22 protein-coding genes are annotated in these 20540 nt (G+C 62.1%); 9 read left to right on the top strand and 13 right to left on the bottom strand.

Annotated elements, in window-relative coordinates:
• Positions 1-2: 2 nt before the first annotated feature.
• On the bottom strand, positions 3-425 hold the full coding sequence (locus B5P46_RS29765; RefSeq protein ID WP_129421886.1) for a cupin domain-containing protein: 423 nt from the start codon (positions 423-425) through the stop codon (positions 3-5).
• The gene (gene gloB, locus B5P46_RS29760; protein ID WP_129421885.1) at positions 425-1195 is read right to left on the bottom strand and encodes a hydroxyacylglutathione hydrolase; all 771 of its coding nucleotides are present in this window, start codon (positions 1193-1195) and stop codon (positions 425-427) included. Before gloB ends, B5P46_RS29765 begins: the two co-directional genes overlap by 1 nt.
• Positions 1196-1248: 53 nt before the next feature.
• Between gloB and B5P46_RS29755 the strand changes: the two genes are divergently transcribed.
• The 4 genes from B5P46_RS29755 (at position 1249) to B5P46_RS29740 (ending at position 4606) form a co-directional block, all read left to right on the top strand.
• Positions 1249-2025 (top strand): class I SAM-dependent methyltransferase, encoded by a 777-nt coding sequence (locus B5P46_RS29755; protein WP_129421884.1) that lies wholly within the window; start codon positions 1249-1251, stop codon positions 2023-2025.
• A gap of 135 nt (positions 2026-2160) precedes the next feature.
• The gene (gene hisC / locus B5P46_RS29750) at positions 2161-3258 is read left to right on the top strand and encodes a histidinol-phosphate transaminase (RefSeq protein WP_206735426.1); all 1098 of its coding nucleotides are present in this window, start codon (positions 2161-2163) and stop codon (positions 3256-3258) included.
• Positions 3255-4178, top strand: a complete 924-nt coding sequence (locus B5P46_RS29745; RefSeq protein WP_129421882.1) for a prephenate/arogenate dehydrogenase family protein — start codon at positions 3255-3257, stop codon at positions 4176-4178. The genes hisC and B5P46_RS29745 overlap by 4 nt, the downstream gene beginning before the upstream one ends.
• An 8-nt stretch (positions 4179-4186) precedes the next feature.
• A complete protein-coding gene (locus B5P46_RS29740) occupies positions 4187-4606 on the top strand; it encodes a GNAT family N-acetyltransferase (protein WP_129421881.1) in 420 nt (139 codons plus the stop codon).
• A gap of 106 nt (positions 4607-4712) precedes the next feature.
• Here B5P46_RS29740 and B5P46_RS29735 read toward each other — a convergent pair whose 3' ends face one another.
• Positions 4713-5729, bottom strand: coding sequence for a DUF2125 domain-containing protein (locus B5P46_RS29735; RefSeq protein ID WP_129421880.1), 1017 nt, complete (start codon positions 5727-5729; stop codon positions 4713-4715).
• Positions 5730-5779: 50 nt separating this feature from the next.
• Here B5P46_RS29735 and B5P46_RS29730 point away from each other — a divergent pair, with 50 nt between their 5' ends.
• Positions 5780-6310, top strand: a complete 531-nt coding sequence (locus B5P46_RS29730; RefSeq protein ID WP_129421879.1) for a gamma-glutamylcyclotransferase — start codon at positions 5780-5782, stop codon at positions 6308-6310.
• A gap of 2 nt (positions 6311-6312) precedes the next feature.
• Here B5P46_RS29730 and B5P46_RS29725 read toward each other — a convergent pair whose 3' ends face one another.
• The 4 genes from B5P46_RS29725 to ftsE all read right to left on the bottom strand — a co-directional run bounded on the left by B5P46_RS29725 (position 6313) and on the right by ftsE (position 9749).
• A complete protein-coding gene (locus tag B5P46_RS29725; protein ID WP_129421878.1) occupies positions 6313-7110 on the bottom strand; it encodes a lysophospholipid acyltransferase family protein in 798 nt (265 codons plus the stop codon).
• 189 nt (positions 7111-7299) lie between these two features.
• On the bottom strand, positions 7300-8016 hold the full coding sequence (locus B5P46_RS29720; RefSeq protein ID WP_129421877.1) for a YdcF family protein: 717 nt from the start codon (positions 8014-8016) through the stop codon (positions 7300-7302).
• Positions 8017-8083: 67 nt separating this feature from the next.
• Complete coding sequence (locus B5P46_RS29715; protein ID WP_129421876.1) at positions 8084-9097, bottom strand: cell division protein FtsX; 1014 nt, start codon at positions 9095-9097, stop codon at positions 8084-8086.
• The gene (ftsE, locus tag B5P46_RS29710) at positions 9090-9749 is read right to left on the bottom strand and encodes a cell division ATP-binding protein FtsE (RefSeq protein WP_003543317.1); all 660 of its coding nucleotides are present in this window, start codon (positions 9747-9749) and stop codon (positions 9090-9092) included. Before ftsE ends, B5P46_RS29715 begins: the two co-directional genes overlap by 8 nt.
• Before the next feature lie 206 nt (positions 9750-9955).
• On the opposite strand from ftsE, the gene B5P46_RS29705 reads away from it, so the two are divergent.
• The 3 genes from B5P46_RS29705 (at position 9956) to B5P46_RS29695 (ending at position 11763) form a co-directional block, all read left to right on the top strand.
• On the top strand, positions 9956-10615 hold the full coding sequence (locus tag B5P46_RS29705; protein ID WP_129421875.1) for a hypothetical protein: 660 nt from the start codon (positions 9956-9958) through the stop codon (positions 10613-10615).
• Between the two features lie 129 nt (positions 10616-10744).
• Complete coding sequence (hpt, locus tag B5P46_RS29700; protein ID WP_129421874.1) at positions 10745-11287, top strand: hypoxanthine phosphoribosyltransferase; 543 nt, start codon at positions 10745-10747, stop codon at positions 11285-11287.
• A gap of 116 nt (positions 11288-11403) precedes the next feature.
• On the top strand, positions 11404-11763 hold the full coding sequence (locus B5P46_RS29695; protein ID WP_003543311.1) for a response regulator: 360 nt from the start codon (positions 11404-11406) through the stop codon (positions 11761-11763).
• Positions 11764-12008: 245 nt separating this feature from the next.
• On the opposite strand, the gene B5P46_RS29690 is transcribed toward B5P46_RS29695, so the two are convergent.
• The 4 genes from B5P46_RS29690 to argH form a co-directional block, all read right to left on the bottom strand.
• A complete protein-coding gene (locus tag B5P46_RS29690) occupies positions 12009-14660 on the bottom strand; it encodes a TIGR02302 family protein (RefSeq protein ID WP_129421873.1) in 2652 nt (883 codons plus the stop codon).
• Between the two features lie 165 nt (positions 14661-14825).
• Positions 14826-16094, bottom strand: a complete 1269-nt coding sequence (gene lysA / locus B5P46_RS29685; RefSeq protein ID WP_129421872.1) for a diaminopimelate decarboxylase — start codon at positions 16092-16094, stop codon at positions 14826-14828.
• A gap of 11 nt (positions 16095-16105) precedes the next feature.
• Complete coding sequence (gene lptM / locus B5P46_RS29680; RefSeq protein WP_129421871.1) at positions 16106-16318, bottom strand: LPS translocon maturation chaperone LptM; 213 nt, start codon at positions 16316-16318, stop codon at positions 16106-16108.
• 133 nt (positions 16319-16451) lie between these two features.
• Complete coding sequence (gene argH, locus B5P46_RS29675) at positions 16452-17855, bottom strand: argininosuccinate lyase (protein WP_129421870.1); 1404 nt, start codon at positions 17853-17855, stop codon at positions 16452-16454.
• A gap of 26 nt (positions 17856-17881) precedes the next feature.
• Here argH and tlpA point away from each other — a divergent pair, with 26 nt between their 5' ends.
• Positions 17882-18544: a thiol:disulfide interchange protein TlpA gene (tlpA, locus tag B5P46_RS29670; protein WP_129421869.1), complete on the top strand. Its 663-nt coding sequence runs from the start codon at positions 17882-17884 to the stop codon at positions 18542-18544.
• A 179-nt stretch (positions 18545-18723) separates the two neighbouring features.
• On the opposite strand, the gene B5P46_RS29665 is transcribed toward tlpA, so the two are convergent.
• Both B5P46_RS29665 and B5P46_RS29660 read right to left on the bottom strand, forming a co-directional pair.
• The gene (locus B5P46_RS29665) at positions 18724-19605 is read right to left on the bottom strand and encodes a 3-hydroxybutyryl-CoA dehydrogenase (protein WP_017966357.1); all 882 of its coding nucleotides are present in this window, start codon (positions 19603-19605) and stop codon (positions 18724-18726) included.
• A gap of 147 nt (positions 19606-19752) precedes the next feature.
• Positions 19753-20540 (bottom strand): electron transfer flavoprotein subunit alpha/FixB family protein (locus tag B5P46_RS29660; RefSeq protein WP_164986578.1); only part of this gene is annotated, 788 nt, incomplete at its 5' end.

Below are 20540 nucleotides of genomic sequence, written 5' to 3'. Positions count from 1 at the left end.
CCTCAGCTGCTGGGTTTCCAACCGGGTGGGGCTATCTCGAAGCTCGAGAATTCGAAGCCGGGTGAGACGGTGCAGCCGACCAAAGTGAAATCGCCGAGGGTTTCGGCCGATTGCCACCAATTGGCGGGAATGAGTGCTTGCGGCCGCTCGCCGGCAGGAAGATTCGTTCCGAGCGTCAGGGTCTCGCTTGCCGTTCCGTCTTCCGACCGGTGCAGCGAAAGCGGCGCGCCGGCATAATAATGCCAGACCTCGGCCGCGTCATGGACACGATGCCAGTGCGAACGTTGCCCACTGGCCAGCAGATAATAGATCGCCGTCGAATGGCCGCGTTCTCCGCCCGCCGTATCGCGGAATGTCTGCACGTACCAGCCACCTTCGGGATGCGGCTGCATGCCGAGTTCGCGGATGATGTCCTCAGGCGACATCAGAAATGGTCCTTGCGCTTGCGGATCTCTGCAAAGACTTCCTCGTTGGTCTTGCCTTCCATCAGCAGATTGCGGCGGATCGCCGGATCGGCGGCGCGCAGAAACGGGTTGGTTTCCTTTTCCAGCCCCAGCGTCGTCGGGATGGTGAATTTGCCGTCGGCGCGCAAGGCCTCGATCTCGGCGGCGCGGTTCTTCAGTCGCTCATTGTCGGGATCGACGGTCAGCGCGAAGCGGGCATTGGACAATGTGTATTCATGGCCGAAATAGATGGCGGTCTCATCGGGCAGCACGGCGAGTTTCTGCAGGGAGTGCCACATATCGGCGGCCGGTCGTTCGAACAACCGGCCGCAGCCGAGCGCAAACAGCGTGTCGGCGGCAAAGAGCAGCTTGTCATCGACGAAGTGATAGCAGATGTGGCCGGCGGTGTGGCCGGGCGTCTCGATGACGTTGACCGTGTGATCGCCGAAAAGGAAGCTGTCGCCATCGGCCATCGTCCGATCGAGGCCGGGAATGGCAATGGCCTCGTTGATCGGGCCGATGATCTCGCAGCCGAACTGTTCCTTCAGCGCCAGGTTGGCAGTGACATGGTCGGTGTGATGATGAGTGGTGAAGATATGGGTGATTTTCCAGCCGCGACGTGTCGCCGCTTCCAGGATCGGCGCCTCCTCCGGCGCATCGATCGCCGCGGTAAAGCCTGTCTCCGGATCGTGCACGAGAACGCCGAAATTGTCGGTGCGGCAGAGAAAAACGTCTAATTCCAAAGGTTTCATCGTTCAATAATCCCTTATCCCAGGAGTCTCGCGGAAATGTAGAGGTTCCGGCCTTGAAGTCCAACCGCCCGCTGATAACATTTGTCGCAATGCACGCCGATATCGTCGACTTACGCCAGTTCTATCATTCCGAGCTCGGACGTCTTGCCGAGCAGTCGATCGCCATGGCGCTGTCCTCGCTCTGGGTGCGGCTGCCGCAGGAGCGTCTGGTCGGTCTCGGTTATGCCGTGCCCTTCCTCGACCGCTTCCAGGCCGATACCGAGCGCACCTTCGCCTTCATGCCGGCCGGGCAGGGCGCGGTGAACTGGCCGATGGGCTCGCTCTCGACGACGGCGCTGATTTTCGACGAGGAACTGCCGCTGCCGGATTCCTCGATTGACCGTGTGCTGATGGTGCATTCGCTGGAATTCGCCGAAAGCCCGCGCGAGACGCTGAAGGAGCTCTGGCGGGTGCTGGCGCCGGGCGGACGGCTGGTCATCGTCGTGCCGAACCGGCGCGGCGTCTGGGCACGTATGGAGCATACGCCCTTCGGTTCGGGCCGGCCCTATTCCCGCGGTCAGTTGACAAATCTGCTGCGCGAGACGAATTTCACGCCGGGCGCGACGGCTGAAGCGCTGTTCTTCCCGCCCTCGAAGCTCAGAACCATCCTGCGCCTGCGGCGCGCCTTCGAGCGGATCGGCCGAACGCTGTGGCCGGCCTTCTCGGGCGTCATCATCGTCGAAGCGCAGAAGCGGCTCTATCAAGGGCTGCCGGTTGCGGCGCGGGCCTCCCGCCGCGTCTTCGTGCCGGTTCTCGCACCTCATGGCGTGCCGACCACACGCAACAGCTGATGCCGAGCCGGCGGTCTCCAACTGCTTGTGTCACGCCCATGGCTCTCGACAACAATCGCATTCCGCTTTAATGCCACTTGGTGTTTTTCAGCCCGGATTTCCGGCAATTCCAAGGTCGAACCCATGAGCGTTGAGATGAGCAAGCCCGTTCCGCGTCCCGGTATTCTCGATATCGCAGCCTATGTGCCGGGCAAGGAACATGCGCCGGGTGTTGCCCGTGTCTACAAGCTCTCGTCCAACGAAACGCCGCTCGGCGCCAGCCCGAAGGCAATCGAGGCCTTCAAGACGGTTGCCGACAATCTGGGGCGTTATCCCGACGGGCAGGCGATCGAACTGCGCGAGGCGATCGCCGCCGTGCACGGTCTCAATCCGGCAAACATCCTCTGCGGCAACGGTTCGGACGAGCTGCTCGGCCTGCTCTGCCATGTCTATCTCGGCGCCGGCGACGAGGGCATCATCACCGAGCACGGCTTCCTCGTCTACAAGATCCAGATCCTGGGCGCAGGCGCCACGCCTGTCGTCGTCAAGGAGAAGGACTATACCGTCGATGTCGATGCGATCCTTGCCGCGGTGACGGAGAAGACGAAGATCGTCTTCATCGCCAATCCCGGCAATCCGACCGGCACCTATGTTTCCGTTAGCGAGATCCGCCGCCTGCAGGCCGGACTGCCGAAACATGTCGTCCTGGTGCTCGATGCGGCTTACGCCGAATATGTGCGCCGCAACGATTATGAAGCCGGCATCGAGGTCGTATCCTCCAATGCCAACGTGGTGATGACCCGCACCTTCTCGAAGGCCTATGGTCTTGCGGCGCTGCGCGTCGGTTGGATGTATGCGCCCGCCGAGATCGTCAACGCGCTGAACCGTGTGCGCGCGCCGTTCAACTTGAACGCACCGGCAATCGCCGCCGCCGCCGCTGCCATCCGCGATCAGGCCTTCATCCAGCAGGCCGTCTCCTTCAACCAGATGTGGGTGGAGACGCTTACCCAGGCGCTCGAAGCGATCGGGCTGAAGGTGACGCCGTCCGTCGCCAATTTCGTCCTCATCCATTTCCCCGAGATCGACGGTAAGCGCGCCGCGGATGCCGACGATTTGCTGACGAGCCGCGGTTACATCCTGCGCGCCGTGCGCGGTTATGGCTTCGCCAATGCGCTGCGCATGAGCATTGGCCCCGAGGAGGCCAATCGCGGCGTGATTGCCGCGCTCACCGAATTCATGGGTCATCAGCCATGAGCGTGCAGTTCGATCGCATCGCGCTGATCGGCATCGGCCTGATCGGCTCTTCGCTCGCCTATGACATCAGGCGGCTTGGCCTTGCGAGGGAGATCGTCGTCGCCACACGCAGCCCCGATACGCTGAAGCGCGCGGAAGAGCTCGGTCTCGGCGACCGCTACACGACATCGTCGCAGGATGCCGTCACGGATGCCGATCTGGTGATCGTCTCGGTGCCGGTCGGCGCTTCGGAAAGTGTGGCGAAGGAGATCTCGGTAAACCTGAAGCCCGGGGCGATCGTTACCGATGTCGGTTCGACAAAGGCTTCTGTCATTGCGCAGATGCTGCCGCATATGCCTGATAATGTGCATTTTATCCCAGGCCATCCGCTGGCCGGCACCGAAAAATCCGGCCCGGATGCCGGCTTTCCCGGCCTCTTCGAAGGCCGCTGGTGCATCTTCACGCCGGTCGCTGGCACCGACGAGGTGGCGTTGAAGCGGCTGCGCAGCTTCTGGGAAGCGCTGGGCTCGAAGGTCGACGAGATGGATGCCGAGCATCACGACAAGGTGCTCGCCATCGTCTCGCATCTGCCGCATATCATCGCCTACAATATCGTCGGCACGGCCGACGATCTGGAGACGGTGACGGAATCGGAAGTCATCAAATATTCCGCCTCCGGCTTTCGCGATTTCACCCGCCTTGCCGCCTCCGACCCGACGATGTGGCGCGACGTCTGCCTGCATAACCGCGATGCGATCCTCGAAATGCTGGCGCGCTTCTCGGAGGATCTCGCCTATCTGCAGCGCGCGATCCGCTGGGGCGAGGGCGACAAGATTTTCGAACTCTTCACCCGCACGCGCGCTATCCGCCGTTCGATCGTCCAGGCCGGCCAGGATGTCGACGCGCCGGATTTCGGCCGCCACGCGCTAGACAAGAAGTAACCGCCGCGATGGTGGAGGTGGCAAGCGCCGACCAGGCGGATATCGACTGGCTGGTGCGCGAGGATGCCAGCGCCGGTGAGGCATGGGTATCGCGCTGCGTCGCGCTTGGAGAATATCTGGTTGCCAGGAAGGCCGGCGAGATTGTCGGTTTCCTCCGCTTCTCCCGCTTCTGGGGCAGGGTTCCCTATATGGAAATGATCCGCGTCCTGCCCGGCCACCGCCGGTCGGGCGTTGGAACGGCGCTGTTTCTCGCCTGGGAAGACGCCATGCGCGGCGACGGCGCCCGCCTGCTGATGACGTCGAGCGAATGCGACGAAAGCCGGCCTCAGGACTGGCATCGCCGCAATGGATTTTTCGAAACCGGCACGATCGAATTGCCCGGCCTGCAATCGGTCCCAGAAGTCTTCTTCATCAAGCGCATAGCCTAAAGCGCATCGCGTCGAACCGGAATCATGCAAGGCGCTTCAGGCCCTTTTCCTATTTCCTATGCATCCCGTTATCCCAAAACCGCTGGACACTTTTGGGCGAGATGCATCAGATCGGCGGAATCCGGCCGAGCGGGATGAAACCGCTAACGGTGGCATTGCCGCGATTGACGACGAGATCGACAGAGACCTTGTCGCCGCCGCCGGCAAGCGACTTCAAGAGCTTCGTTGCCGTGTTGACGGTCGAGGCGATATCCGGAAAGGCCTGTTTCAGGCTGTCGCCCCAGGGGCCGAGCTGTTCGATCTCCAGCTTGAATTTTCCCGAGAGCAGACCCTGTTCGTCAAAGGAGAAGGGGCCGGTCAGCGTCATCACCTTGCCATCGCCGATGTCGGCGACGATGCGGCGGAGTTCACCGGTGGCGCCATTGAGGCCGTTCGGATCACTGCCGTCGATCAGGCCGGCCTTGCCGGCGACGGTCAGATCGATGCTGGCAGACAATTTCGGGAAGATCTGCGGCCAGTCCTTGATCGCCGTGTTGGCGTCCTGCACGGAGATCGCGCCGTCGAGATCGGCGCCGTTCTGGCGCAGATGAATTTCGGTGCGAGCGGCATCGAAGCTCATGGTCTGGCCGGTGTAGGAGGAGACGGCCATCGCCTTCAGACCCTCGATGACGGTCGAGCTGCGGTCGATGCCCTGCAGCCTGGTTGCAAGACTCGCCTGCAGGTTCGTCCATTGGGCCGAGATCGAAAGGCCGTTGCTGGTGCGGATTTCGGCCGGCGAATCGAGTTCCCAGACAATATCGCCGGGTGCATAGACCTGGGCTGCCGAGCGCAGCGCGCCGAAGGTAGCGGAAACGCCGTTGACATTGTCGTCGACGTCGATCTTGGAGCAGAACAGGCCGATACGGAAGGGATAGCCGCGGAATTCGATATCGGAGCATTCGCCGCTGACGCCTGCCTGGTCGCGGGGCGCGATCGCTTTCAGCACCGTGGTCTTCAGCGCCGACGCCGCATAGAACCAGCCGCCGGTATAAAGCGCGATCACCAGGAGGACGCCTCCACCCAGCAACCAGAATTTCTTGCCGCTGCCGGATTGGCTGCTGCCGGATTGGCTTGACGCTGCCATGATGTTCTCCAATGGTGAATCGCAAATGTGATTCCGGTCTGGCGTGCGATATGGACGAATTTTGGGTATTTGGCTACGGTTCGCTGATGTGGAATCCGGGCTTCGAGTTCTTGGAGCGGGCGGAGGCCCTGGTCTACGGCTACAGGCGTTCGCTCTGCGTCCGCTCCTTTGTCCATCGCGGCACCCACGACAATCCGGGCCTGGTTCTCGGCCTCGACAGGGGTGGCGCCTGCCGCGGCATGGCTTTCCGCATTTCGCCGGAAAAATGGGATGAGGTGATTGATTATCTCCGCGCCCGCGAACTGGTCACTAATGTCTACCTGGAGCGCCGGGTGCGGCTGCAGCTGGCCGGCCGGCGCCGGGTGGAGGCGGTCGCCTACATCATCGACCGCGAGCATGAACAATATGCCGGCGCGCTCGATGCGCTTGCGGCGGCACGGGTGGTGAACGAAGCAAAAGGCCAGTCTGGTCCGAATGATGCCTATGTCTTCAACACACTTACGCATCTGAAGCAGATGGGAATTCGCGACCATTGGCTGGAGCAGGTCGTCAACGAAGTGAAGCGGCTGCGCGCCGCCTGATCTCAGCCAGTTGCCGCGTTCAATTTGCGCAGCTCGCCCAGTCTGTCGACCGCCGTCGGCGGGAGCGGCAGATGCGGATTTTGCGCGACGGTTTCGAGCAGAAGCTCGTCGCTTGCCCGCTCCGATACCTCGATCAGATGGGCGAAAAAGGCGTCCGGATCCATTCCCGGCATGATCGGCGGCAGGATCCTCACCTTGAAATGGCCGGGATAACGACGAATGCTCCGCCGCGGCCAGAAGAGGCCGGGATGCATGGCGACCGGCACGACGGGGAGGTCAAGGTCGCGGTACATGCGGGCGATGCCGTATTTATAGAGCGGCTCCGCGCCCGGCGGGCGGCGGGTGCCCTCGGGATAGATGATGAGCTGGCGGCCGGTCGAAAGCTCTTCCTTCGTGCGTTTCAGCACTTCCACCATCACCTTGCCGCGGGCGCCGCGATCGACCGGGATCATGCGCTGTTTCTTCGCATACCAGCCGAAGAGCGGAATCCACATCAGTTCGCGCTTCAGGATGTAGACCGGGTCCCTCAGCCAGGGCAGCAGTGCGTAGGTATCCCAGAAGGACTGATGCTTCGGCGCCAGGATGTAACTGCCGTCAGGCAGGTTCTCCAGGCCCTCGATCTCGAAGGTGGTGCCGACGATGACCCGCATCAGCCAGTGGTTGGAGCGCGCCCAGTTCTTCGGGATCGCATAGGCGATCTTGCGCGACACGACGAAATAGTAGGGCGAGAGCACGATCATCCGGATAATGAGGTTGGCGTAGAAGATCGTGTTGAAGAGAACGGAACGCAGGGCGATCATGAAACTTTCCCGAGGCATGCTCACGCGACCGGCCTACACGATATTGCCCGCCATAAAAAGCGTTTGATGACGCCCTGATGTAAAAGCCCAGAGCAATTCCAGCAAAAGTGCACAGTGGTTTTGCGTCCGGAATTGCGCAAAACAAGAAGATAGAGCGTCCGTAGCGCGTTCTATCGGACGCGCGGTGCTCTATTCTCGGCCGGACGCACTTGCCGAGCGCAACCCGGTGTGGCGGCCGAAGCCGGTGATGTTGCGGGCGCCGGTCAGCAGCACTTTTACATATTCGGCCAGCATGACGCGCATCGCATTCGGATCGGTGAACCAGTTGCGGCTCTTCAAATCCGAGTTGACCACGGGATAAGCGATGAACTCGATGTCGGGATCGACATAGGAGAGCTCGGCGAGGCTTCGCGGCATGTGGTAGTTGTTGGTGACGATAAGAACGCTGCGGTATCCCTTGGCGTGGATCCAGTTCGAAGCTTCCTCGGCATTGCCGATCGTGTCGATCGCATCGTAGCCGATATCGACACAGCAGGAGAAGAGATCGGCCGAACCCTGCGTCATCTTGCGGATCTGCGCCGGTGTCGTCGTCGGGTGGACTCCGGAAATGAGCAAGCGCTTGCCGGCACCTTTCTGCAGCAGCTCCACGGCCTGGTCGATGCGCTGGTAGCCGCCCGTCAGGACCACGATCGCATCCGCTTTCGGCTCGGCCGGCGGCTTCAGCGTCGTCACGGAATCGGCGAAACGCAGAAAACCGCCGAACACCAAGGCGATTGCCAGCAAGCAGGCAAAGCCGCCCCAGCGCAGCAGGCGGCGGATCGGCCCGCGCCGCGGCGGCAAACCTGCCGGGCGATCAAGCCCAGGGTCCTGATGAATCGGGTTGGGTGTCGTATGTCCCATCGTCATGAATCGTGATTATACGCTGATTGCGGCGCGGAACAGACGCTTTCATGGCAAAACGGCACGGTCACAATCAACTTCCGATGCCGTCGGTGCGTGTCGGGTCCGAGCGTAGCGTATCGATTTCGTAGATCGTCCGCATGACGGTCAGCCGCGCGGTGAAAGTGGTCAGGAGCGCGATGACGATCATCGTCGCGAAGATGCCGGCATAACCGAGCACGCCGACGGAAAAGGTGCCGAAGAGCGCGGTCGCCTGGTCCGTTTCGGGAGTGGCGAGGGTGCGGCTCTGCCAGAAACCGGCGGTGGCGAAGAAGAGCGCGGCAAGCGCGCTGCCGATCGCCGAGCCCTTGAGGCTGATCTTCAGGAAATGCTTCTGGAATTCGGTGGCGACGAAGGAGCTTTCGGCGCCGACGAAATGCAGCACCTCGACGACGTGCCGATTGCCCGACAACGCGCCGCGCGTGGCGAAGACGACGGTGAGCACCATCGCCGTGAAAACCAAGAGCAGGATGCCGGTGCCGATCATCACCGTCGTGCGCGCCATGGACACCAGCCGGTCGACCCAGGTGCGGTGATCGTCGAGGGTAGCCTGCGGAATGCTGTCCTTCAGCAGCGCCCGCATCGAATCGAAATCCGGTGGATTGCTCTCGTCGATGGTGATGATGACGAGGCGGGGAACGGGCAGATCCTTGAGATCGAGACCGGGGCCGAGCCACGGTTCGAGCAGCCGTGCGGTCGCCGCCTCGTCGACGATCTGGCCGCTCTTGGTGCCGACGAAGGTCAACGCCAGGTCGCGCGCCTGCGTCAGCGCCTTTTCCATGTCGAGATTGTCGTCCGGCTTGATCTGGATGGTGATCTCGCGCGAGATCTGGCTCTCCCAGCTTGCCGCCGTCGAGCGCACCATGCTGACGCCGCCGAGCGTCAGGCAGGCGAGAAAGGCCATGATCGATATCACCACCATCAAGGCGCTGCCCTGGATGTTGGAAGGCGGCAGGATCGGCGCGGTCGGACGCACGCGCAATTCCGGCCGCTTCTGCTGGGTCTTGGCAGACGCCTTCTCGGGGTTTCTGGACGGGGGCTCAGTCATAGATATCGAGATGCCCCTCTGAGAGGATCATTCGGCGGGCTTCCACCTGCTCCATCAACGCCAAGTCATGCGTGGCGATCACGACCGCCGTGCCGAGGCGGTTCAGCTCGAGGAAAAGGTTGAGCAGGCGCTTGGCCATCGGCGGGTCGACATTGCCGGTCGGTTCGTCGGCCAGCAGCACTTCCGGCCGGTCCATCAGCGCCCGGGCGATTGCGGCGCGCTGCTTCTCGCCGCCGGAGAGTACGGGCGGCAGCACGTTGATGCGTTCGCCGAGGCCGACCCATTTCAAAAGTTCCAGGACGTCGGTCTTGTAGGAGCTCTCATCCTTGCCACGCACCCGCAAGGGCAAAGCGACATTCTCATAGGTGGTGAGATGGTCGAGGAGGCGGAAATCCTGGAAGACGATGCCGACGCGGCGGCGCAGAAGCGGCAGTTCGGGGCGGGGAATTTCGGAAATATCGCGCCCGAACATACGGATCAACCCGCGCGTCGGCTGCAGCGACATGAAAAGCATCCGCAGCAGCGACGTCTTGCCGGCGCCCGATGGGCCAGTCAGGAACTGAAAGGATTTCTTCGGAATGTCGAAGGTCAGGTCCCGGAGGATTTCCGGGCCCATGCCATAACGCAAACCGACATTCTCGAAATGGATCAACGGGCAGCTCAGTCTGTTGTGGGTTTCACCGCACGACTTGTTAACCAACACCGTTAACAGCCGGTAAATTTTGCTGGAAAGACGCCCGTTTGATGGCGATCTTTGCGAAGCATTAACCATTAAAATTTACGACTGAGCAGGATTCGTTTCAATGCCAAGATTTCCCCTGGCAGCGAAACCATGTGGACATCTGCGAGGCAGCCACCATGGAAGCATCCTCCTTCAGTCGCCGGACGCCGGGCCAGGCCTATGATTTCCTGCCGCCGGAACCCGCCAACCGTCGGTACCGCTCGGCGCGTCCTGCCGATATCTCCGACGCCGAATTCGTCACCCTCGGCAAAGTTCGGCCCAGGGAATTCAATGCAAGGACCTATAACGACAACCGCAAGCGCATGGCTGCCGCAAACGCCGCACAGCCGCCGCTCATGCCGGCAATGGCTGCTTCCGTTCTGCAGACCGTGGAATCCTGGCTGCAGCGCGCTTCGATGCGGAGCTTCGCAGCGCTGGTGCTGGCGCTCGTCGTGCTCGTCTTCGGGCTTGCGGGTGGTTTTTCCGGCCTTTCCGGCGAGCGAGCCACTTCCGGCGCATCGCTGCATTTCACCCATGTCACAGTGACGCCGCGTGATGCGAACGGCATGCGCGTGCTCGTCATCAACGGCATCATCGAAAACGACAGCGGCACGACGCAGACGGTGCATCCGATCCGTGCCGATCTCGTGACCGACGAGCGGCTGACCGCAAGCATCGTCATCAACCCGCCGGCCGATGTGATCTATGGCGGCCAGAGCCGGGGCTTCTCGGCTCGCGTCCAGCATGCCGGCGGAAAAATGCCGGAGGTCCGTCTTTCCTTCCTGCCACAGACGTAACAGGACATGGGATGGGGCCGACTTTCGCGCCACGGTCGCGCCAATCCCGTTAATTTCATGGCCGGCGAGGCTGTTTCAGGCTCGCATATGTGCTAACGGCTTACCCTTCTTTTCATGGAGCAAGCCCTTATGCCTGTCGTGCGCGGAAAAAACATCGAGCCGCTCTTCACCGCCGAGCAGATCGCCGAGCGCAATCATTCGATGGCGCGGGAGATCGCCAACGGCCCGACCAACGACCTGCTCGTCATTGCCGTGCTCAAGGGGTCCTTCATCTTCGCCGCCGACCTGATCCGCGCCCTGCATGATAGCGGGCTTGCCCCGGAGGTCGAGTTCATCACGCTGTCGAGTTACGGCATCGGCACGGTTTCGCAGGGTGTGCGCATCGTCAAGGATATCGACAGCGACGTGCATGGCCGCGACGTCCTGCTGATCGACGATATCCTCGAATCCGGCCGGACGCTGCTCTTTGCCAAGGAACTGCTCTTCGAACGTGGCGCGCGCAACGTCACGATCGCCGTGCTGCTCGACAAGCGCGTCAAGCGCAAGGAAAAGCTGGAGGCCGACTATGTCGGCTTCGAATGCCCTGACTATTTTGTCGTCGGCTACGGCATGGATGTCGCCTATGCCTTTCGCGAACTGCCCTTTGTCGGCGTGGTTACCGGGGACGCCTGAGCTGTTGCCTTCAAGACGGGTTGTTAACCATCTCGTCCATCGCTTCGTCATCTTTACCGATCGAAAAGGAAAGTCTGGTGATTTCCGTCGCGGGGCTGATACGGAGCGATGCACATATGGCAAGAATTCTGATTACGGAAGACGAGGACTCCCTGCGGTCCTTCGTGGCCCGAGCCCTGCGGCTTGATGGCCACGAGACCGATGAGGCGGCCGATGGGGCCGAGGGCTTGGAGAAGCTCAAGGACGGGGTCTACGATCTGCTGCTTTCAGATATCCGCATGCCCGTGATGGACGGCATTGAACTCGCCCATCAGGCAAAAGACGCTTTTCCAGGTCTGAAGATCCTGCTGATGACCGGTTACGCCGAACAGCGCGAGCGGGCCGACGATCTTGCCGAAAAGATCATCGACGTCGTCGCCAAGCCATTCGCGCTTCCCGATATCCGCAAGGCAGTCGCCCGAGCGCTTGTCGCTTAGAGCAAGGATGTCCGACAAGCGTAGTTTGGGGCGAATCATGCTCCATTTCTTTGATTGAAATCACGATTCAGATGCTAGAGTGGCTCAGCTTTGATCGAAGCGCAGAACCGCTCTAGCTTTTTGTTTTTACGCAATTCCGGACGGAAAACCGCTATGCACTTTTCCTGGAACTGCTCTAGGCCGGTTCGGCCCTGGAATGATCTTGTTCTGACGCGCCTGCTGTCCATCGCGTTGCGGTGAATGGCCTACTGAATGTCCAGCAGCCGCTCGAGATAACGCCGTTCCATTTCCTGCGGCGGATTGTTGCCGAGCTTTTCGCGAATCGCGTCCAGGATTTCTCGTGCCCGCTGAACGTCGATTTCATCAGGCACCTTCACGTCATCGCCGAAATCAGGTCCCTGGGTCCGGCGTGGCCGGCCGAGTGGGTCGCGGCCGTTCTGGTCGCCCTGGCCCACCTGGCCGTTTGGACCTTGACCCTGCTGGCCCTGCTGCGCCTGCATCATCTGGTTCATCATGTCGCGGGCGCCCTGGCGAAGCGCTTCGAGCGCGCGGCCCTGGCCCTCGACGGCCGGTTGGCCGCGGCCCTGGCCGAGTTCACGGCCGGCACCTTCCATTTCGCGTTGCGCCTGGCCAAAGCCCGGGCCGGGCTTCATGCCCATCTCGCCGAGGCTCTTCTGCAATTCGCCGAGCTGCTTGCCGAGCGCATCCTGCTGAGCGCGCAGCTGTTTCAGCGCCTCGCGCAGCTGCTCGGCCGTCATCTGGTCGGAGGGCTGCTCACCTTCCTTGCCTTGCTGGCCCTGCTGCTGATCCTGGGGCTCGCCATTCTCTCCCGGGTTCATCTCGTCGAGCAGCGGGTCGTTCTCGCCCATGTCAGGCTCGCCGCGCTGCATGCGGTCCCTGAGCTGCTGATCGAGCCGGAAGGTCTGTTCCATCAGCTTCTGCTGGTCGCGCAGGATCTCGCCGAGCTTGTCCATCTGTTTGCGGGCTTCGCTGTTTTCCTGGCCCTGCTGACCGCGCTGCGGACGGCCCGCCTGCAGGTTGTTCATCATCCGCTGCAATTCCGACAGCATCTGCTGGGCCGCGTCACGATTGCCGGAGCGGGCGAGATTCTCGATCTGGTCCATCATCCGTTCCAGATCCTGCTGGCGCAGGATATTCTGCGCATTCTGGTTCGGCTGCATCGGCGCGTTCTGCATGCGTTGGGCGAGCTCGGTCATATAGTCCTGCATCGCCTTGCGCAGCTCGTCCATCAGCTTCTTGATCTCCGCGTCGGGGGCGTTGCGGTCCAACGCGTCGGCAAGCTTCTGCTGGGCTTCGCGCAGCTTGCGCTCGGCCAGCGAGAGATCACCGTCCTCCATGCCGAGGGCGATCTCCCAGAGATATTGGGCCGTATCCTTCAGCGCATCCTCGCCCTTTGCGAGCTTCATGCGCGTCAAGGCGGATTCGAGCAGCAGGTAGTTGGTAAGCTTGGGGATCGTCTCCTCGGGACGGATGGTCAGCGCCTCGTTCAGCGCGATTGCCTGCGGCATCTTGCGGGTATCGAGCGCGAAGACCTGCCGCTCCTCGGCGACGGCCGCGGCAAGCGGCTCGTTGAAGGGCCGCGACGGCAGCACCATCTCATGCGGCGGGCTGCGTCCGGTCTGGCCGGCGGCATCCTTGGCGACGAGGGTGACGCGCACGCGCTTGCCGGCAAGCGGATGTTCGGTCAGGTTCCGGCTGGTCACGCCCTTGGCGTCGCGGGCGTTGCGGCGGGGGATATCCAGCCGGTATTCCGGCAGCGGATAGAGCGGCGTTGCCGTCGGGTCGGCTTCGACGGGAACGATCTCCGCATGCGCCTCCTGGACGCCGTAATCGTCCTTGACGGTGAAACCGATTTCGAGCGCCCCGTTGACGCTGGGCTTCGGCAAACCGTCAAAGGCAATCTCCGGCGCCTTGTCGGGAAGCACGTCGAAGCTCCAGCGGCGGCCGTTGACCTCGAGTGCACCATTCTCCTGAAGCTTCATCATATGCGTCTGCGCGACGAGAGCCTGGCTGGCCGGTGCCGCCGTCTGCTGCTCGCTAGCTGATGCCGCCGTCTGCTGCGGTTTGGTATCCGCCTGCACGGCAATATCCTGGGCCTCGCCGTTCGCCTTGCGGAACACGACCTTTTCGGCCGTCTTTCCGCCGCTGACGCGGACAGTGAGGCCTGAAAACTGCGGAATGCCGATCGGCGCCTGCTCGCTGCCGTCAGCTGTCAGGTAAACCGGTGCGCGGCCGGTATAGGAAGGCGGCGTCACCCAGGCGTCGATGCGCACCGCCGGATCGCTGACCACCGGCTCGGGTGCTGCCTGCAATGCGTCGCGGATCGAACCGCCGTTGATCGACAGCGAATAACCGAAGGCAGTGACAAGCAGCAGCGCCGGGACGGCGCGCAGCGCGAAACGGTCATGCGCGGCAATATCAGGCCGCGGCAGTCCGGCATCGAGCGCTGCGATCTTTTCGGCCATGCGCGTCTGGTGCTCGCGCCAGAGCGCCCGGCCGAAGGGCGTATCGAAGGCCGGCTCGTCTTCCTGGACGGTGACCGGCTGGTGCGGCAGGCCGTTGCGCTCTTCCAGCATGCGGTCGGCTTCTGCGACTTTCGGCCAGCGCAGGGTGCGGAAGGGGAGGAGCGAGACGAGAAAAGCGGCAGCAAAGGCGATGAGCAGCAGGATGCGCAGCCAGTCCGGCACGCTGCGGAAGAGGCCGAACCAGGAAGCGCAGAGATAAAAGGCGATGACGGACAGTACCGGCATCAAAGGCGGCAGCAGCTGCTCGAAAAACAGCACGATGCGCGCCAACAGACGTTTCGTCGTCACCAGCCGGGCAAGCGACGGACGGAACGCAAATGCACCTTTCTTCTGCCGCGAGGGGCTTGTCATCGGTCCGGTCTCCGCGATCTGGCGTTCTGGAACAGAGGGCGCTTCCGGCGATTGCGGGGCAATACGCTCATGAACGAAAGGATAACACTCTTTGTGGCGAAGGCGAGGGCGAGCGGCCGGTAATACCGGCTTTTCACGTTTATTCGCCAAAAAGTGATGGCTTGTTCAGTCGAGCCAGGCCGGAACGGAGTCGAGGCTGATCAGTTCGGCATAGGTTCTGCGCGGGCGAATCGTATGAAAATCGCTGCCCCTGACCAGAACTTCGGGCACCAGCAGGCGGCTGTTATAAGTGCCGGCCTGGACCGCGCCGTAGGCGCCGGCAGTGCTGACGGCCATCAGGTCGCCGGGCTTCGGCATCGCCATCTCGCGGTCGAGCGCCAGATAATCGCCGGTCTCGCAGACGGGACCGACCACGTCGGCGCGGATGCGGGGCGCGTTTGCCGCCGAAATCGTCACGGGGCGGATCTCGTGAAAGGCCTCGTAGAGCGTCGGGCGGATGAGATCGTTCATCGCGCCGTCGACGATGACGAAGGTCTTTTCGCCGCCATCCTTCACATAGAGGACTTCGGTCACGAGGATGCCGGCATTGCCGACGATCAGGCGTCCGGGTTCGGTGATGATCTTGCAGTCCAGGCCGCGCAGCTGATTCTTGACGATTGCCGCATAGGCATCCGGCAGCGGCGGCGGATTATTGTCATCCTTGTAGGGAATGCCGAGGCCGCCGCCGATATCGACGTGGTGGATGGAGTGGCCGTCGGCGCGCAGCGTCGCCACAAGATCGTGCAGCAGTTTGAAGGCATCGTCGAAGGGTTGCAATTCGGTGATCTGGCTGCCGATATGCATGTCGATGCCGGTGACCTCGATGCCCGGCAGCCTGGCGGCATGGGCATAGATGGCGCGGGCGCGCTCCCAGGAGATGCCGAACTTGTTTTCCTTCTTGCCGGTCGAGATCTTGGAATGCGTCTTTGCATCGACATCAGGATTGATGCGGAAGGAGACCGGCGCTTTCTTGCCCGCGCTGACGGCACGCTGGTTGAGGATCTCAAGCTCGGGCTCGGATTCGACGTTGAAGCAGTAGATACCGGCCTCGAGGGCGAAATCCATCTCGGACGGCGTCTTGCCGACACCTGAGAACATGATGCGGTTTGGCGGAATGCCGGCGGCAAGCGCGCGGCGCAGCTCGCCCTCCGAGACGACGTCGATGCCGGCGCCGAGGCGGCCCAGTGTCTTCAGCACCGCCTGGTTCGAATTCGCCTTCATCGCATAGCAGACCATGGAGTCCATGTCGGCGAAAGCTTCCGAAAAGACGCGGTAGTGGCGCTCCAGCGTTGCGGTGGAATAGACGTAGAACGGCGTGCCGACCGCCTTGGCGATCTCGGGAACGGGGACGTTCTCGGCATGAAGGACACCGTCACGGTATTCGAAATGGTTCACGGGTTTGTGCCTTAAAGAAGGGGATCGAGAAGGAAGGGCTTGTCGACGGTTCCCGGCCGTTTCGTCGGCTTGGAAACGTCGCCTCCCTTGGTTGCCGCAGCGCTCGGCGGATCGAGGTCGCCCTTGCGCCCGCATCCGGCAACGGCAAGGCCGATGACGGCGAAAACCGCCGTCAGGCGGACGAGGTGCGGCAAGCTCTTCATGGATATCCTCTTCTGCGGCATTTGATGGCATCATTCATATCGAACGATGGACATCTTCATAGCGAAGTTTATCCGCCTTGTGCACCCTGATTGTTGGCGGTCTTTGCGCACCCCGCAGAAGGGCGCGGCGGCTTTTCGCCACGCCTGGTATCTCTTAGTTGCGGGCGCGCCAGAAGGCGATCTGCCTGCGCACTTCGGACGGTGCCGTGCCGCCGAAGCTCTTGCGGCTGGCGACCGAGGCTTCGACCGTCAGCACGTCGTAGACCTTGTCGGTGATGTCGGAATGGATCGCCTGTAGCTCGGAGAGTGGCAGTTCGGCAAGGTCGCAGCCCTTGCTTTCGGCGAGTGCTACGGCGCGGCCGGTCACGTGATGGGCGTCGCGGAAGGGGAGGCCCGCTTCGCGCACCAGCCAGTCGGCAAGATCGGTCGCCGTCGAATAGCCGGAGCCGGCCGCCGCCTTCATGCGCGCGGTGTTGACGGTCATGTCGCGCACCATGCCGGTCATGGCGGCAATTGCCAGTTCCAGGCTCTCGGCTGCGTCGAAGACCTGTTCCTTGTCTTCCTGCATGTCCTTGGAATAGGCGAGCGGCAGGCCCTTCATGATCGTCAGCAGCGCCACCAGCGAGCCGTTGATCCGGCCGGTCTTGGCGCGCACCAGTTCGGCGGCATCCGGGTTCTTCTTCTGAGGCATGATCGACGAGCCGGTCGAGAAGGCGTCGGAAAGGCGCACGAAACCGAATTGCGGGGTCGACCAGATGACGATCTCTTCCGCCAGACGCGACAGGTGCATGCCCGCAATTGCTGCGATCGACAGGAATTCTATGGCGAAATCGCGGTCGGAGACCGTATCGATGGAGTTGCGGGTCGGCTCGCGGAAACCGAGGGCCCTGGCCGTCATGTGGCGGTCGATCGGATAGCCGGTGCCGGCAAGTGCGGCGGCACCGATCGGGCTTTCATCCAGATGCTCGATGGCGTGGCGCACGCGCGAGCGATCGCGGCCGAACATTTCGACATAGGCCATGCAGTGATGGCCGAAGGTAACGGGCTGGGCGGTCTGCAGATGGGTGAAGCCCGGCATGACGCTTTCGGCATGTTCTTCGGCGCGATCGAGGAAGGCCGCGATCAGGCCGGTCAGCATCCGCTCGGTTTTCTGCAGCTCTTCCTTCACCCAGAGACGGAAGTCGAGCGCCACCTGATCGTTGCGCGAGCGGGCAGTGTGCAGGCGGCCGGCCGCCGGTCCGATCAGCGTCGCCAGGCGTGCTTCGACATTCATATGGATGTCTTCGAGCTGACGCGAGAATTCGAAATTGCCACTTTCGATTTCTGACAGGATCGTGTTTAGCCCGTGAACGATCTTGTCCTTATCTTCGGCGGAAATAATCCCCTGATGGGCAAGCATTGTCGCATGGGCGATGGAACCGCGAATATCCTGCGCGAATAGCTTCTTGTCGAAACCGATCGAGGCATTTATCTCCTCCATGATCGCGTCCGGGCCGGAGGCGAAGCGCCCACCCCACATTTGGTTGGAGGATTTGGTGTCCGTGTTGTTCTCGGCCATTGAAGATGCCCGTCCTGGAGAATGAAATGACGACGAAAAAACCCTTCGGCCTGCCGTCCGGAAAATTGATCGCAATCGCCGCCGTAGCAGGTGTCGTTGCAGGTGCGGCAGCGGTATACGTGAAGGAGACGGGGATTGGCAATGGGATCGGCAGCAGCGCTTCGGCCGAATGCTCGCTGGCGAAGGAGCGTGCTGCCAATCTGGCGCCGCTGATGAAGGGGCAGGTGGCCGCCATGGTTGCCGCCACCGAGCCGCGCAAGCTGACGGCGGTTTCCTTCAACGGGCCGGACGGCAAGCCCCTGACGCTCGATCATTTCGCCGGCAAGACCGTGCTTCTCAATCTCTGGGCGACATGGTGCGTCCCCTGCCGCGAGGAGATGCCGGCGCTGAACGCGCTCGAGAAGGAGATGGGCAGCGACCGGTTCCAGGTCGTGCCGGTCAATATCGACACCGGCGACGACGAGAAGCCGAAGACTTTCCTGGCCGAGACCGGCGTCGATGCGCTGCAGTTTTACCGCGACAATACGATCGGCGTCTTCAACAGCCTGAAGAAGGAAGGCCTTGCCTTCGGCCTTCCGGTGACGCTACTGCTCAACGACAAGGGCTGCCTGATCTCCGCCATGAACGGCCCGGCCGCCTGGGATAGCGAAGACGCCAAGGCGTTGATCAAGGGTGCGATCGGGTCGTAACGACGTTGATCAGGAGTCCCCATCTCCTCTCATGAGGAAGACGCCTGCGATTCCGATAAGGACGCAGCATTGCAGCAGGAACATGGGTGTTTCGGTCGACATGGCATTTCCTCCCGTTCCCGGCAAGGAAAGCATTTCGCGGGCGTTCGGTCCATTCGCCCTTTCTGGTGATGGTCTGCTTACCGCGTCGGGACCGGCACTTCCCCGCGATAGTCATAGAAGCCGCGGCCGGACTTGCGGCCGAGCCAGCCGGCCTCGACATATTTTACCAGCAGCGGGCAGGGGCGGTATTTCGAGTCCGCCAGGCCGTCATGCAGCACCTGCATGATCGAGAGGCAGGTGTCGAGGCCGATGAAATCGGCAAGCTGCAGCGGTCCCATCGGATGATTGGCGCCGAGCTTCATCGCCGTATCGATGGCGTCGACCGTGCCGACGCCTTCATAGAGCGTGTAGATCGCTTCGTTGATCATCGGCAGCAGGATGCGGTTGACGATGAAGGCCGGGAAATCCTCGGCGACGGTGATGGTCTTTTCCAGCGTGCCGACGAATTCCTTGGCGGCGGAAAAGGTCTTCTCGTCGGTCGCGATGCCGCGCACCAGTTCGACCAGCTTCATCACCGGCACCGGGTTCATGAAATGTATGCCCATGAAGCGTTCGGGGCGGTCGGTGGCGGCAGCAAGCCGGGTGATGGAAAGGGAAGACGTGTTGGTGGCAAGCAGCGCTTCCGGCTTCAGGACCGGACAGACCTGGGTATAGATCTTGCGCTTGACCGTTTCATCCTCGGTCGCGGCCTCGATGACGAGATCGGAGGGGGCGAGGTCATTGACATCGGACGAGCCTGATATGAGCGACAAGGTCGACTTGCGTTCCTCTTCGGTCATCTTGCCGTTCGTCACCAGGCGGGCCAGGTTGCCGTTGATGGTGGCAAGGCCGGATTCGATGCGGTCCTGCGAGAGATCGTAGATGTGAACCCTGTAACCTGCGGCGGCCGAAACATGCGCGATGCCGCAACCCATCTGGCCGGCACCGATAATACCAATATTCTTCAACACCGCATTCATCTCCAAACCCCGCACGGCATTCGCCCCCGCGCCGCCGCATTTTTCTAGCAATACTGCCGGACGAAGGATCGCCCGGCAGCAGTAGTAGCCCGATAAAAGATAATTTTCCAGTCATTCGCACGTGCGAAAGAAAAGCATTTGACGCTGTCAGAGCGCCTTTTGCAATTCCGGCAGGGCGTCGAAGAGATCGGCGACCAGTCCGTAGTCGGCGACCTGGAAGATCGGCGCCTCCTCGTCCTTGTTGATGGCGACGATGACCTTCGAATCCTTCATGCCGGCCAGATGCTGGATGGCGCCTGAAATGCCGCAGGCAATGTAGAGCTGCGGCGCCACAACCTTGCCGGTCTGGCCGACCTGCCAGTCGTTCGGCGCATAGCCGGCATCGACGGCAGCACGGCTGGCGCCGACGGCAGCGCCGAGCTTGTCGGCGAGCGGCAGGATGACCTCCCGGAACTTCTCCGCCGAGCCGAGCGCCCGGCCGCCGGAGATGATGATCTTGGCCGAGGTCAGTTCCGGCCGGTCGGAGGCCGACAGCGCATCGGCGACGAAGGTCGAAAGCCCCGGATCGGAAACCGCCGGGATCGCCTCGATCGGCGCGGAGCCGCCGTCCGGTGCGGAGGCAAAGGAAGCGGTGCGCACGGTGATCACCTTTTTCGCATCGCTCGCCTGCACCGTCTGAATGGCATTGCCGGCATAGATGGGCCGCTTGAAGGTATCGGCAGAGATCACCTCGATGATCTCCGAGACCTGGGCGACATCGAGCAGGGCTGCCACGCGCGGCAGCACGTTTTTGCCGACCGAGGTGGCGGCGGAGATGATCGTGTCGTAGCTGGCGGAGAGCGAGACGATCAGATCGGCCAGCGGTTCGGCCAGATTGTTGGCGAGTTCGTCGCTTTCGGCGAGCAGCACCTTGGAGACGCCGGCAAGCTTGGCGG

Source organism: Rhizobium leguminosarum (assembly GCF_004123835.1).
Taxonomy (GTDB): domain Bacteria; phylum Pseudomonadota; class Alphaproteobacteria; order Rhizobiales; family Rhizobiaceae; genus Rhizobium; species Rhizobium leguminosarum_M.
Note: the sequence above shows the minus strand (reverse complement) of the source record. Positions and strands in the feature narration are given on the sequence as shown.